Annotated in this window: 12 protein-coding genes; 3 read left to right on the top strand and 9 right to left on the bottom strand. The window is 64.9% G+C overall.

All coding sequences use genetic code 11. The annotated features are described in order from the left end of the window. Positions 1-13 precede the first annotated feature (13 nt). Positions 14-1,300: an SGNH/GDSL hydrolase family protein gene (locus ACM1PE_RS13305; RefSeq protein WP_419343529.1), complete on the bottom strand. Its 1,287-nt coding sequence runs from the start codon at positions 1,298-1,300 to the stop codon at positions 14-16. 101 nt (positions 1,301-1,401) lie between these two features. On the opposite strand from ACM1PE_RS13305, the gene ACM1PE_RS13310 reads away from it, so the two are divergent. Further along, positions 1,402-2,307, top strand: coding sequence for a LysR family transcriptional regulator (locus tag ACM1PE_RS13310; RefSeq protein ID WP_280016684.1), 906 nt, complete (start codon positions 1,402-1,404; stop codon positions 2,305-2,307). On the opposite strand, the gene ACM1PE_RS13315 is transcribed toward ACM1PE_RS13310, so the two are convergent. From ACM1PE_RS13315 to ACM1PE_RS13340, 6 genes are all read right to left on the bottom strand, one after another. Then, positions 2,304-3,452, bottom strand: coding sequence for a YgeY family selenium metabolism-linked hydrolase (locus tag ACM1PE_RS13315; RefSeq protein ID WP_419343531.1), 1,149 nt, complete (start codon positions 3,450-3,452; stop codon positions 2,304-2,306). The genes ACM1PE_RS13310 and ACM1PE_RS13315 overlap by 4 nt on opposite strands. Before the next feature lie 51 nt (positions 3,453-3,503). Further along, positions 3,504-4,835 carry an MFS transporter gene (locus ACM1PE_RS13320; RefSeq protein ID WP_088140813.1) on the bottom strand — a complete coding sequence of 444 codons (1,332 nt, stop codon included), beginning with the start codon at positions 4,833-4,835 and terminating at the stop codon, positions 3,504-3,506. Between the two features lie 147 nt (positions 4,836-4,982). Further along, positions 4,983-5,936, bottom strand: coding sequence for an N-carbamoyl-D-amino-acid hydrolase (locus ACM1PE_RS13325; protein ID WP_059380387.1), 954 nt, complete (start codon positions 5,934-5,936; stop codon positions 4,983-4,985). Positions 5,937-5,954: 18 nt separating this feature from the next. After that, positions 5,955-7,211, bottom strand: a complete 1,257-nt coding sequence (locus ACM1PE_RS13330) for a M20 family metallo-hydrolase (RefSeq protein WP_419343534.1) — start codon at positions 7,209-7,211, stop codon at positions 5,955-5,957. Further along, positions 7,208-8,455, bottom strand: coding sequence for a diaminopropionate ammonia-lyase (locus tag ACM1PE_RS13335; protein WP_419343536.1), 1,248 nt, complete (start codon positions 8,453-8,455; stop codon positions 7,208-7,210). Before ACM1PE_RS13335 ends, ACM1PE_RS13330 begins: the two co-directional genes overlap by 4 nt. Positions 8,456-8,474: 19 nt before the next feature. After that, positions 8,475-9,323: a MurR/RpiR family transcriptional regulator gene (locus ACM1PE_RS13340; RefSeq protein WP_082400960.1), complete on the bottom strand. Its 849-nt coding sequence runs from the start codon at positions 9,321-9,323 to the stop codon at positions 8,475-8,477. Positions 9,324-9,511: 188 nt separating this feature from the next. On the opposite strand from ACM1PE_RS13340, the gene ACM1PE_RS13345 reads away from it, so the two are divergent. Further along, positions 9,512-9,898 carry an I78 family peptidase inhibitor gene (locus tag ACM1PE_RS13345; protein WP_059380390.1) on the top strand — a complete coding sequence of 129 codons (387 nt, stop codon included), beginning with the start codon at positions 9,512-9,514 and terminating at the stop codon, positions 9,896-9,898. 62 nt (positions 9,899-9,960) lie between these two features. On the opposite strand, the gene ACM1PE_RS13350 is transcribed toward ACM1PE_RS13345, so the two are convergent. After that, a complete protein-coding gene (locus ACM1PE_RS13350; protein WP_419343539.1) occupies positions 9,961-10,749 on the bottom strand; it encodes a phytanoyl-CoA dioxygenase family protein in 789 nt (262 codons plus the stop codon). A gap of 61 nt (positions 10,750-10,810) precedes the next feature. On the opposite strand from ACM1PE_RS13350, the gene ACM1PE_RS13355 reads away from it, so the two are divergent. Next, a complete protein-coding gene (locus tag ACM1PE_RS13355; protein ID WP_419343541.1) occupies positions 10,811-11,101 on the top strand; it encodes a hypothetical protein in 291 nt (96 codons plus the stop codon). Between the two features lie 164 nt (positions 11,102-11,265). On the opposite strand, the gene cysS is transcribed toward ACM1PE_RS13355, so the two are convergent. Beyond that, positions 11,266-12,669 carry a cysteine--tRNA ligase gene (cysS, locus tag ACM1PE_RS13360; RefSeq protein WP_419343838.1) on the bottom strand — a complete coding sequence of 468 codons (1,404 nt, stop codon included), beginning with the start codon at positions 12,667-12,669 and terminating at the stop codon, positions 11,266-11,268. Between the last annotated feature and the right edge of the window lie 3 nt (positions 12,670-12,672).

Raw genomic sequence — 12,672 nt, forward strand, 5'->3', positions numbered from 1 at the left:
TCCCGGACGCTTCTCAATCGCCGAACAGCGTGGCCATATCCAAGGCCTGCGCCATGGCCTGGTAGCCGGCATCGTTGGGATGCAGGTTGTCGCCCGAGTCATACGCGGGCAGCAGCCGCGCCGGATGCGCCGGATCGCGCAGCACCGCGTCAAAATCCACCACCGCGTCGAACACGCCGCTTTCGCGGATCCAGCGGTTCACCTCCCGCCGCACCACGTCCTTGGCCGGGTTGTAGTGGCCCGACAACGGCGTGCCATGCAGCGAACCTTCATACGGCGCAATGGTGCCGCCCACGATGCGCACGCCGCGCAGGCGGGCAGCCTCCGCCAGCTGCCGGTAGCCCTCGGTCAATCTGGCTGCCGTCATGGGCGCGTCGTCCGGCGCGAAGCCGCTGTCCGGCCAGCCGATGTCATTGATGCCCATCATCATCACCACCGTGCGCACGCCCGGCTGCGACAGCACGTCGGCATCGAAACGCGCCATCGCGTTCACCCCCATCTTGTCGCCCCAGACCCGCGCGCCCGAAATGCCCGCATTGGCCACGCCCATGCCCTGCGGGGCCAGGCGGCGCGCCAGGAAATCCGGCCAGCGGCGGTTGGCCCCCGGCGTCGAGCCGTTGCCATCGGTCAGGGAATCCCCAAACGCCACCACCACCGGCGCGCGCGACGGGCTTTCGACCCAGATCCCAGCCAGGAAGGCCCGGCCTTGCAGTGCCTGCGCATCAGGCAGCTCCGCCGCCGCCGTGGCATCGCCCCGGACCAGGGCGCCGGTCTGCTGCGCGCCCCAATGGAAGGTGGTCACCGGCGTCGCCTGGGGGAAGTAAAGGCTGACGGCCAGTTCCGCCAGCGCGGATACCGGCAGGTCCACCGGATCGCTGACCACTTGCGCCCCCGGCGCCACCGTCACGCTCGGCCGCCCGCCAAAGGCCAGCCCGCGGCTGGATGCCGGACGGATCTTGGACTGGCCCGAGGCCAGCGCCACGCTGGCCGCCCCGATCTCCAGGGGCTGCGTGCCATAGCGGTTGGACAACACCACCCGCAAGCGCGGTCCGCCCACGCTGAGCATCAAGGTCTGGCGCAGAGTCTGGCCGCGCAATTCGGCCGGCATTTCCGTGGGCAGCACGAAGGAATCCTCCCACAGCGGTTGCGGGCTGGCGAACCAGGAACCGACCCAGTTGGAACGCGCGGCATCGGCTTGAACAGAAGGCCGCGCCGCGATGGCGGCGGACGGGGCCAGGACCGCAAGGCCGCCGGCCAACGCAACGGCCGAAACCAGGGAATGAAGATTGAAGCGATTCATGACGACTCCAGAAAAAGAGAAAGTGACGTCACGATAGGTTCTTCCCAATTCCACCGGTAGAACCCTAAACTGCATACCACTTCTTCCAAAAAGGAATGACTATGGACACCCTGCGCGCCATGCGGGCCTTCGTCCGCGCCGTGGAGCTGGGCACCCTGTCGGCCGTCGCCCGCGAACAAGCGCTGAGCCAGCCTGCCCTGAGCAAGATCGTCGCCGCGCTGGAAAAGGACCTGAACGTGCGGCTGCTGGAACGCAGCACCACGCGCGTCGTGCCCACCGAACAAGGCAAACGCTTCTACGAACGCGCCACCCGCGTGCTGGAGGAATACTCCGAGGCCGTCGCCGACGCCCGCGGCCAGACCGAAAAGCCCGCCGGTTTCCTGCGCATCAACGCGCCCGTGGCGCTGGGCCAGTTCCGTCTGAACGCGCTGGTGCGCGAATTCCTGGACGAATATCCCGACATCCAGGTGGAACTGATCCTGAACGACCGGTTCGTGGACCTGGTGGAAGAAGGCGTGGACGTGGCGCTGCGCCTGGGCGGCAACCTGCCGCCCAACGCCATCGCCCGCAAGGCGGCCATGTCGCCGCGCTACCTGGTGGCCGCCCCCTCCTACCTGGCACAGCGCGGCAAGCCCCGCGCGCCCCGCGATCTGGCCGCGCACGAGTACGTGCGCTTTGCCTGGCTGGCTGCCGGCGACACCCTGGAACTGCACCAGGGCGCCACCCTCGCCACGGTCCAGACCCAAGGGCGCTTCCGTGTCAACAACGCCCTGGCCATCCGCGAAAGCCTGGCCATGGGCGCCGGCATCGGACTCTGCCCTGCGTGGCTGGTGCAGGACCTGATCGCCAGCGGTGAACTGCTGCGCGTCCTGCCCAAATGGAGCGCCACGCCGCAGGAGGCTTTCCTCATCTACCCGTCGCGCCGCTACCAGTCGCTGCGGGCACGGCTATTGATCGACTTCCTCAATGACCGGCTGGCGCGCCTGCCCGGCATGCAAACGCCCTAACCGCAGACGGCGCGCACCAGATTCCGGTAGATGTCGCGCGCGCCTTCCAGCTGCTCCAACGCGATGGACTCGTCGATCGTGTGCGCGTCTTCCTCGTTGCCCGGCCCCAACCCTATCGTCGGAATGCCGCGACGTCCCGCCGATTCCGAGCCATTGGTGCAGAACGCCCAACTGCCCACCACCGGATCCCGGCCGCTGGCGCTGACGGCCGCGCGCGCAGCCTGCAATAACCCGGCCTCCGCATCGCAACGCCAACCCGGCAACCAGCGCGGCGGCGTGGCGTGCTGCCCGGTATAGGTCGCCACTTGATCCTCGCTGACCTGCAGGGTGAAATCGGACAAGCCATGGGCCGCCAGATGCGCGCGGATCTGCGCCAGCACATCCTCCAGGCGTTCGCCCGACACGGTACGCCGGTCAAAGCGTATCGTCGTCGAAATCGGAATCATGGAGATCGACGGATAGGGATGCGACACGATGTCCGTCGGCACCAGCAGCGCCTGGCCCAGCACCTCGTCATGCGGCAGCGACAGGCTCTCCAGCGCGTTCAGCGCCCGGGCCGCCGCATGCAGGGGATTGACACCGATATGCGGTGTCGCCGCGTGCGCCGGCTTGCCGTGGAAAGTCAGCAGCAGTTCCACCCGCCCCTTCTGGCCGGCCTTGATCTGCAGCTTGGAGGGCTCGCAGATGACGACCGCCTGCGGCGTGCAGATGTCCAGCACCGAAGCCAGCGCATGCCCTTCGATGACTTCCTCCAGCACGCTGGCCGACACCGCCACGCGGCGCTTCAAGCCGTCCCGCGCCGCCTCCGCCACGCCGCAGATCGCCGCGGCGATGCCGCCCTTCATGTCGGTGCTGCCGCGCCCATACAGCCGGCCATCCCGGATCTCGGCGCCGAACGGATCGAAGCGCCAGTCGCCCGCCACCGGCACCACGTCCATGTGTCCGTCGAACAGCAAGGCCACGTCCGCGTCCGCGGGGCCGATCAGGCCCAGCACCGAGCCATTGCCATCGGTCGTGACCGAACTGAAACCCGCCTCGCGCATCGTCGCGGCCATCAGCGCCGCCATCTCGCCTTCCTTGCCGGAAAGGCTGGGAATACGCACCATGGCCTGGGTCAACGCAACTACGTCCAGAGTCATCATCATTCCTGTCTGAAAGTGGCGGGCGCGGCGCGCCCGCCGATGTAGAGAAGCCGCCTAGCGGTTGACCAGGCTCTTCGGCACGCGGTACACCAGCACCGCCCCGATCAGCGTGAAGCTGGCCAGGAAGTACATGCCCCAATCCGTCGAGCCTGTCAGGTCCTTGATCCAGCCGATCGCATACGGGCTGACAAAGGCCGCCAAGCCGGCGAAGGAATTGATCCCGGCTATGCCCGCCGCCGCGCTCTTGCCTTCCAGGAACGCCGTCGGCAGGCTCCAGAACAAGGGCGAGCACACCATGCAGCCGGCGGCCGCCACCGACAGCATGGCCACGGCCAGCATCGGGTTATGGCTGAACAGCGTGCTCAGCGCCAGGCCCGTCCCGCCCACCAGAAACGGCACGATCATGTGCCAGCGGCGCTCCCGCACCGCGTCCGAATGGCGGCACACCAGCACCATCGAGATCACCGCGCAGACGTTCGGCACCGCCGTCAACAGGCCGATGTCCAGCAGCGACACCACGCCGGTCGAACGGATCACCGACGGAATCCAGAACGCCAGGCCCGACAAGCTGGACACCGTGCAATAGCAGATCAGCGCCATATGCACGACGCGCCTGTCCTTGAGCAAGGTCAGCATGGACACGTGCTCGGTCTTGGCGGTCTTCTCGCTCTGCAGGTTCTGGCCCAGCCGCGACTTCTCCGCGGGCGACAGCCAGCGCGCGTCGTCGATACGGTCATCCAGGTACCAGAACACCGCCAGGCCCAGCAGCACCGAAGGAATCGCCTCGATGATGAACATCCACTGCCAGCCGGCCATGCCGTGCGTGTCATGGAACGCCTCCATCACCCAGCCCGACAGCGGCCCGCCCAGGATGCCGGCAAACGGCACCGCCGTCATGAACACCGCCACGATCTGCCCGCGCCGGTTCGACGGAAACCAATAGGTCAGGTACAGGATGATGCCGGGATAGAACCCGGCCTCGGCCGCCCCCAGCAAGAAGCGCAGGATGTAGAACTGCGTCGGCGTCTGCGTCAGGGCCATGGCGGCCGAGATGATGCCCCACAGAATCATGATGCGCGCCAGCGTCTTCTTCGCGCCGATGCGGTGCATCAGCACATTGCTCGGCACCTCGAACAGGAAATAGCCGATGAAGAAAATGCCCGCGCCCAGGCCGTACACGGTTTCGCTGAACTTCAGATCGTCCAGCATCTGCAGCTTGGCAAAGCCGACGTTCACGCGGTCCAGGAACGCCGCGATGTAGCACACCATCAAGAACGGCAGCAGCCGCCACGCCACCTTCCGATACAGCGCATCATCCCGCGCCGCCAGGGGATCCTTGTCTGCGGCAACCGGAGGCGCCGCAATGCTCTCGACTGACTGGTCCATATTTTCACCTTGGGGTCTGTGTTTTTTTAGGCCGAACGCTCCCCTGCAGGCGCTCGGGGCGCCCGCATGCTGTTTTTTATGGGAAGGGAACGTCCGGGCCGGTTATGCGGACGGTCTATCGACCGTCCGCGCTGGCCGCGCCGCAGGTCAGGCGGTTACCGCCGCCTCCGGCGCAGGTTCCACCGCGCCTCTGCGTTCCGTGATCAGGCCGTAAGCCTCGGGACGCCGGTGGCGGTCGAAATTGAAAGTCGTGCTCTTGTAGGACAGGCACAGGTCCAGGTCGCAGCGCGCGATCGCCAACTCATCGCCCTTGGTCGAGCAGGCGGCGACGATCTCGCCCGACGGCGCGATGATGCAGCTGCCGCCTATCATCTCGCAGCCCTCTTCCTTGCCGGCCTTGGCCACGCCCACCACCCAGGTACCGTTCTGATAGGCGCCCGCCTGCATCACCAGATGGTTGTGGAACATGGACAGGTCGTCGTGCTCGGGCGCCGGCGGGTTGTGCACCGGCGTGTTGTAGCCCAGCAGGATCATTTCCGCGCCTTGCAAGCCCATGACCCGATAGGTCTCGGACCAGCGGCGGTCATTGCACAGGGCCATGCCCATCACGCCGCCAAAGCCGCGCCAGACGTCGAACGAGTCGCCCGGCTCGAAGTAGTGCTTTTCCAGGTGCTGGAAAGCGCGCCACGGCTCGTGCTCGGCATGCCCGGGCAAATGCACCTTGCGGTACTTGCCGATGATGTCGCCGTTCTGGTTCACCAGGATCGACGTGTTGAAGCGGCGCTTGACGCCCTGCTCCACCGCCAGCTCCGCATAGCCCAGGTAAAAGCCTATGCCAAGCTTGCGCGCGGTCTCGAACAGCACCCGGGTCTGCGGACCGGGCATCTCGCTTTCATAGAACGCGTCGATCTCGGCCGGATCTTCCATGTACCAGCGCGGAAAGAAAGTCGTCAGCGCCAGCTCCGGGAAAACCACCAGCTGGCAGCCCATGGCATGGGCCTGGCGCAGATGCGCGAGCAGGCGCTCGACGACGTCGCGACGCGTGTCGCTGCGCTGGATCGGCCCCAACTGCGCGGCCGCGACATTGATGATGCGTGACATGTTCAGTCTCCTACGGTTTCATTGTTCTGCGAGTTCGAGCATCAGTTCCAGCAACACGCCGGCGCCCGCCTCGATATCCTGGTCCTGCGTGAATTCGGCGACGTTGTGCGACAGCCCGCCCACGCTGGGCACGAACACCATGCCCGTCGGGCACATGCGCGCCAGCATCTGGGCATCGTGCCCGGCGCCGCTGGGCAGCCGCCGCACGCGGTGCCCGCGGCTGCGCGCGATGTCCTCGACCCGGCCGACGATGGCCTCGTCGAACGCCACCGGCGCAAAATCGGCCAGCACCCGATGGCTCAGCTCCACCCCTTCATCCGCGGCAACCTGCGCCGCATACGTCATGCAGCGTGCAATCGCCTCCTGCAAGGCCGCGCCGTCGGTGTTGCGCAGGTCCAGCGTGAAGGTCGCGCGGTTGGGGATGACGTTGATCAGGTTGGGAAACAGATTCACCTGCCCCACAGTCGCCAACTGGCCCGCCCCCAACTCGACGGTCAGATCCCGCGCAAAGCACGCGATGCGCGCCGCCACGATGCCGGCGTCATGGCGCAACGCCATCGGCGTGGTGCCGGCATGGTTGGACACCCCGCGCACGGTGAACTCGATCCAGTGGATGCCCTGCACGCCCGTCACCGCGCCGATGGTGTAGCCCTCATGTTCCAGCACCGGCCCCTGCTCCACATGCAGTTCGACAAAGGCATGCACCTGGTTATTGCCTACCGGGGCCGTCCCGGCATAGCCGATGCGGGCCAGGTTCTCACCCACCGAGGTGCCGTCTATGCCGACCGTGGCCAGCGCGTCCTCCAGCGCCAGGTCGCCCTGGAACACCAGGCTGCCCATCATGTCCGGCGCAAAGCGCGCGCCTTCCTCGTTGGTGAAGAACGCCACCGCTATCGGCCTTTCAGTGACCACGCCCGCGTCGTTCAACGCCGCCACCACTTCCAGCCCCGCCAGCACCCCCAGGTTGCCGTCATAGCGGCCGCCGGTGCGCACCGTGTCGATGTGCGACCCCGTCATCACGGGCGGACCGGCCTTGCGCCCGGCCCGCAGGCCCACCACATTGCCGATGCCGTCCACCGTCACGGTCAGGCCCAGTTCGCGCATCCACTGCACCACCAGGTCGCGTCCCTGCCGGTCCGCGTCCGTCAGCGCCAGGCGGCACACGCCGCCGCCCTCGATGGCGCCGACCTGCGCCAGATCGGCAATGCGGCGCAATAGGCGGGCGCCATCGATCCGTACGGCCTCGCGGCCGGCCTCAAGCCTGACGCCAGTCATGCCATGCCCTCGGCTTCGACTTCGGCGGCGCTCCGGCCGACGATGCGTTGATACAGTTCCGGGTCGGTCGCCCCTTCGCTGCCGAACACCAGCACGCGGCTGTCAGCGTCCAGGCCCAGCGCATCGCGCACCGCCGGATCGGCCAGCGCCGCCAGGCAGCCGGTCAGCCCCGCCACGGCCGACTCGCCCGCGACGATGGGCGCGTCGCCATACTTGCCGCTTGCCAGCAAACGCACCGTCTCCAGCGCCGCCTCGTCGTCAACCGTCAGGAAAGCCTGCGCACCGGGATGCAGCACCTCCCACGCCAGCAGCGACACTTCCCCGCAGGCCAGCCCGGCCATTACGGTATCCAGATCGCCGTGCACCGCCACCGGCTTGCCGGCGCGGGCGCTCTCGTACAGGCAGGCCGCCTTGTCCGGCTCAACCACGATGAAACGCGGACGGCGCTCGCCCAATTGCTCCCAGAAATGCGCGCAGACCGCGGCGGCCAGCCCGCCCACGCCGCCCTGCAGGAACACGTGCGTCGGCAATTCGCCGTCGCCCGCCTCGCGCAACTGGCGCAAGGCCTCGTCCGCCATCACGGCGTACCCCTGCATCACGTCCTTGGGCACCTCCATATAGCCGGGATACGACGTATCCGAGACCACATATCGCCCCAGCCGCGCCGCGTCTTGCGCCGCCTGGCGCACCGAGTCGTCGTAGTTCCCCGGCGTACGCACGACCTGCGCGCCGTATTGCTCGATCGCCCGCTTGCGGCCTTCGCTGACCGTCGCGTGGATGTAGATCACGCACTGGCAACCGAAGCGTTGCGCGCCCCAGGCCACCGAACGTCCGTGGTTGCCGTCCGTCGCGCAGGTCACCGTCATGGCCTGCGTCAGCTCCCGGTAGCGGCCGGACAGCAAGTCGTCCACCGACAGATCGTCGCGCCCCAGCTTGACCGCCAATTCCCGCAGCAATTGGCGGCTGACGGCATAGGCGCCGCCCAGGGCCTTGAAGCTGCCCAGCCCGAAGCGGCCGCCCTCGTCCTTGTACCGGATGCCCGCCACGCCCACGGCGCGCGCCAGGCCCGACAGATCGCGCAACGGCGTGGGCTGATAGCCCGGCCAGCGGCGGATCTGCGCCTCGGCCTGCGCATAGGCCTTACCGCCCAGCACGTCCAGCTGCCGTTGGCCGTAAGGCGCGGCGGGTTCGAAGGCCGGATTGGGCGCGTACTGCAGCCGGACGTTCGGAATGGGATGGTTCAAGTCAGTCTCCTCTTGGAATTCAGCGATGCAAGTCGCCGTAGTGTTCGTGCAGGCGTTCTATGTTCTGCAGACGTTCGCGCGCGGCCGCCCCGAGTTTTCGGGCCAGGGCCGAGCACAGATGATTGATGACGCTGGTGGCCGCGACGTAGGAATCGAACACGGCCGCGCCGCTGTTCACGCATCGCAACACCAGGTCCGAGCGCGCGGGCAATTCGGTGGCGGTGGGATCGGTCAACACCACGACCTTCGCGCCCACCCGGTTCGCATGTTCGACAATGGGCTTGAGCAGCGTGACGCGACGCCGGAAATCCATCACCAGCAGCACGTCGTCAGGCCCCAGATCAGCCAGATCCTCCGCCAGGTTCAAACCCGCGCCCGGCACCAGCGCGACCCCGTCGCGCAGCTGCGTCAGCAAGGCCCAGGCGTACTGCGCCAGCACCCGCCCATTGCGAAAGCCCGCAATGCAGATGCGGCGAGCGCCAGCGAACAGCTCGATGGCCCGCTCCACGTCGCGGCTGTCCAGGCGCTCGAAGGTCTGCGCCAGGTTCTGCAAGTCCGTGGCCAGATGCTCCGCCAACGCATCCCCCGTCGCGTCCGGCGGACGCACGCCCGCCATCTCGTACAGCGGAGACCCACGGTCGGCCTCGTCGCGCGCCTGCGCCCGCACCTCGTTGAAGTTCTCGTAGCCCAGACGCCGGAAGAACCGCCCCGCCGTCGCCTTGGACACGCCCGCCTTCTGCGCCAGCTCGGCGCCCGAATAGGCCGCGATATTGCCCAGGCACTCCAGGGTCACGCTGGCCAACCGCTGCTCGCTGTCCGTGAAGCTGTCCTGCAGCGCGAGGATGCGCTCCTGCAACACCGAAGTCATGATGATCCCGCCTATGAAACTATGGTTTCAGAAATATATTCCCATGAAACTTTAGTGTCAATGCAAAATTTGGATCATCGAAGCCGCGCTCAGGAATGGCGCTTGCGGCCCTGCCCGGCGTCGGTCACAGCGCGCCCGCGCTGGTCTATCATGGCTTTTTTCAGACGTGTTGTTGTAAGGAGCGTTACATGATCCGAAAGCTGATCCCTTTCCTGCTGGTCGCCAGCCTGACCGCGTGCGCCAACACCGGCGCCCCGCGCTCATCCAGCGCGCCGGCAGCGTCCAGCTCCTCCAGCTCCTCGTCCGCTGCTGACGCCGGAACCAGCTATGGCGGGTCGTCCTACGGTTCTTCGTCATCCATGGGCGGCGGCAAGACCTGCGACGCATCTTCGCTGCAATCCCAGATCGGCCAGAAAGCCACTGCGTCCGTGATGGAAGACCTGCGTACCCGCAGCGGCAGCAGCACTGCGCGCATGCTGCGCCCGGGACAATTGGTCACGATGGAGTACAACGCTACGCGCTTGAATTTGATCGTGGATGATAAGGACGTCATGACCGCGATTCGCTGCGGTTGATCGCGGGCTTGGCCGGCGCAAAAGACGAGCGGTTGAATCCGCAACTCCCAGCAGATCCGGCCCTATCTGCTTGTGCGCAGACCGAAACGCGTCGTGGCCATCATCCTGATACGGCTGGACGAATTGACGGATGGGGTGTGCAGCACGCGCATATCCATCAAGAAAACATCGCCAGCCCGTCCCGACATCTCGATGATCTTGGTGTCGGACGTGCTGAGAACAGCTTCGAGATCCCCTGGCGATTTCAACGATCCACGAAGCCGCCCAGCCGCTACACCCGCCACGCGATGAGAACGGGCCAGCGCTAAAGTTGCGCCCCCGTGTTCAACAACGTCGTCGATCAGATAGAACACCTGGATGCCGGGGATCTCAGCGCCGGATTTCGCAGCCAGGTCAACGTGCCAGTTCAGGCTGCCCAGAGACCATGGTCCTTGATGAGGCAGCGACAGCAAGGGCTGCGTGCCTTGGCCAGATTGCGGAGATCTGCCGGTAAGGTCAGCGATTGCGTTGCGCATTTCCGCCGTGTTCAGTGTTTGATCCAGATCCGCTATCTTCACCATCGAGGATAGCTTTGCGATCTGCTGAAACGGCGACAAATTGTTCAGTGAACTGCCAAGACTTTTTCCGCCGGCCCAGACCTTGAGCCGCGATAGCTCTCGCAGAATGCGCTCCCGAAGCGGCGTCAGACAGCGCTTGGAATGTGCACCGCTCAATCGCAAGTACCCTTCGTTATGGAAGAAGTCGAGCTCTGATTGATTGAGAGTTCTGCCTGTCATGTTCGAGATTTTCGTGTAACGGCTTCTGTCTGGAAAGTCATAAACGTCATTTCCAAACTCGGTTTCGGGAGCCATCGTGGCGACTGACACGGAGCAACGTAAAATGTCAGGTCTCCAGCCTCCACTTGCTTCCCTTATGAACCTTGAACGACTGCGCCGCGAATTTCCCGACTTCGACATCGCAACCCTGCCGCCCCTGCCCGAAGGGTATTTCGATACATCGAGCTACATCGACGCTGCTCCCTCATTCGAGAACGAGGAGCGCAGCTTGAAAGTCTATGTCGACTACGCCAACTACGCCGACCGCGAATCCGGCAGAAGCCAGCGCTTCTGCGTTTCGCGCTACGACGAAGAAGCTGGCGACTACGAAGACGTCGCCCTGTCGACGAACGATTGGTCCGAAGTCTTGCGCTTCCTGACCGCCTGAACGCCCTCGCCGGGGGTGATCGGTTTCCGCTCCGATCGTCGGATGATCGCCCCCGCAGCCGCTTGCGTTTCCGTGGCCTTTCTTGATTTCGGCGGCTGCGGTCGAACCTCGATGAGAATTGTAGTCTGACACCCATTTAAGTACGCGAGGCCATGCTGTTACCGCTAGCTTGCGATATCGGTGAGGGGCGTGGCGATTTCAGTCAGGCGTTGCCCGTCGTTGCCATCCTCAACTCTCCAGCCTTGGGTGTTTAACACCTTCCGTATCTCATCGGCTTTGGCCCAGTTCTTTGCCTCTCGGGCTTGAGCGCGTTCACTGAGCAGCGCCCGGATACTTTCCGGAATGTCAGACGCTACTGGCCTCCAATCGCGTAGCCCGAGGCCCAGTACCAAATCAAAGCTGTCCACAGTCGCTTTCAAGGTGGCAGGCGGGAGCTCGCTCTTGACGAGTTCCCATAGCACGGCCAATGCCCTCGGCAGATTCAGGTCATCATTCAATTCGGCGTTGAAGCGCGCGGCGAAATCCGGATCGATGCCGCCACCGTCCGACCAACCGGAATAGAGCTGCCGAAGCCGGTTCAACGCGGTCTGCGCTGCACCAAGAGACGCCCAACTGAAATGCAGCTTGCTCCGGTAATGCGCTGTCATGCACAGGTAACGGTAGGCAAGCGGATCGATGTTCCGACTGCGCAAGGTCTGCAAGCGCACAAAATCCCCGCTCGACTTCGACATCTTGCTGTCGGCATTGAGCGTCAGAAAATGTCCGTGTATCCAGAAGTTCGCAAGGCGAGTGCCGTAAGCTGCCTGTGTTTGCGCAATTTCGTTGCTGTGATGCACGGCGATATGGTCTTCTCCGCCACAGTGGATGTCGAACCAGATGCCGAGGTGTTTCGCCGACATAGCCGAGCACTCAATATGCCAGCCCGGAAATCCATGCCCCCATGGGCTATCCCATTCCATCTGCCGCGCTACGCCCTCCGGGCTGAACTTCCATAACGCAAAATCCGTGATGTTCCGCTTCGCGCCAAGTGCTACGCGCTTGCCCGCCTGCAGGCCGGCACGGTCGAGCCGGGCCAGAAAACCGTAGTCATCCTGCTTGCTTGTGTCGAAATAAAGACCGTCGTCGGTCCTATACACGTAGCCGGACCGATCCAACTCGCCGATAAACGCGATCTGTTCGGCGATGTGATCGGTCGCGCGGCACCATACCGTCGGCTCCAGCAAGTTGAGGGCATGCCAATCCGCGACGAAGGCCTCGGTGTAGCGCTGAGCAATAGCATAGGCGGACTCCCCGGTCCGCCTGCTACCTTTTTCCATCTTGTCTTCGCCTTCGTCGGCATCCGAAGTCAGATGACCGACGTCGGTGATATTAACGACATGACGGACCTCGTAGCCGTTGCGTATGAGTACCCGGCGCAGAATGTCTTCAAACACATAAGTTCTTAGATTGCCAATATGCGCGTGGTCGTAGACGGTGGGTCCGCAGCAATACATGCCGACGTGGCCAGCGTGGATAGTCGTGAACGGGCGCACGGTACGCGACCAGGTGTCATACAACGCAAGTGGCATCAA

Origin of the sequence: Achromobacter sp. PD1, assembly GCF_048541815.1 — a bacterium.
Lineage (GTDB): Bacteria > Pseudomonadota > Gammaproteobacteria > Burkholderiales > Burkholderiaceae_B > Achromobacter > Achromobacter bronchisepticus_A.

Bases quoted from the DNA above. Each gene is read 5' to 3' on its own strand.
- ACM1PE_RS13305 (WP_419343529.1), bottom strand. From the start codon at position 1,300: ATGAATCGCTTCAATCTTCATTCCCTGGTTTCGGCCGTTGCGTTGGCC.
- ACM1PE_RS13310 (WP_280016684.1), top strand. From the start codon at position 1,402: ATGGACACCCTGCGCGCCATGCGGGCCTTCGTCCGCGCCGTGGAGCTG.
- ACM1PE_RS13315 (WP_419343531.1), bottom strand. From the start codon at position 3,452: ATGATGATGACTCTGGACGTAGTTGCGTTGACCCAGGCCATGGTGCGT.
- ACM1PE_RS13320 (WP_088140813.1), bottom strand. From the start codon at position 4,835: ATGGACCAGTCAGTCGAGAGCATTGCGGCGCCTCCGGTTGCCGCAGAC.
- ACM1PE_RS13325 (WP_059380387.1), bottom strand. From the start codon at position 5,936: ATGTCACGCATCATCAATGTCGCGGCCGCGCAGTTGGGGCCGATCCAG.
- ACM1PE_RS13330 (WP_419343534.1), bottom strand. From the start codon at position 7,211: ATGACTGGCGTCAGGCTTGAGGCCGGCCGCGAGGCCGTACGGATCGAT.
- ACM1PE_RS13340 (WP_082400960.1), bottom strand. From the start codon at position 9,323: ATGACTTCGGTGTTGCAGGAGCGCATCCTCGCGCTGCAGGACAGCTTC.
- ACM1PE_RS13345 (WP_059380390.1), top strand. From the start codon at position 9,512: ATGATCCGAAAGCTGATCCCTTTCCTGCTGGTCGCCAGCCTGACCGCG.
- ACM1PE_RS13350 (WP_419343539.1), bottom strand. From the start codon at position 10,749: ATGGCTCCCGAAACCGAGTTTGGAAATGACGTTTATGACTTTCCAGAC.
- ACM1PE_RS13355 (WP_419343541.1), top strand. From the start codon at position 10,811: ATGAACCTTGAACGACTGCGCCGCGAATTTCCCGACTTCGACATCGCA.
- cysS (WP_419343838.1), bottom strand. From the start codon at position 12,669: ATGCCACTTGCGTTGTATGACACCTGGTCGCGTACCGTGCGCCCGTTC.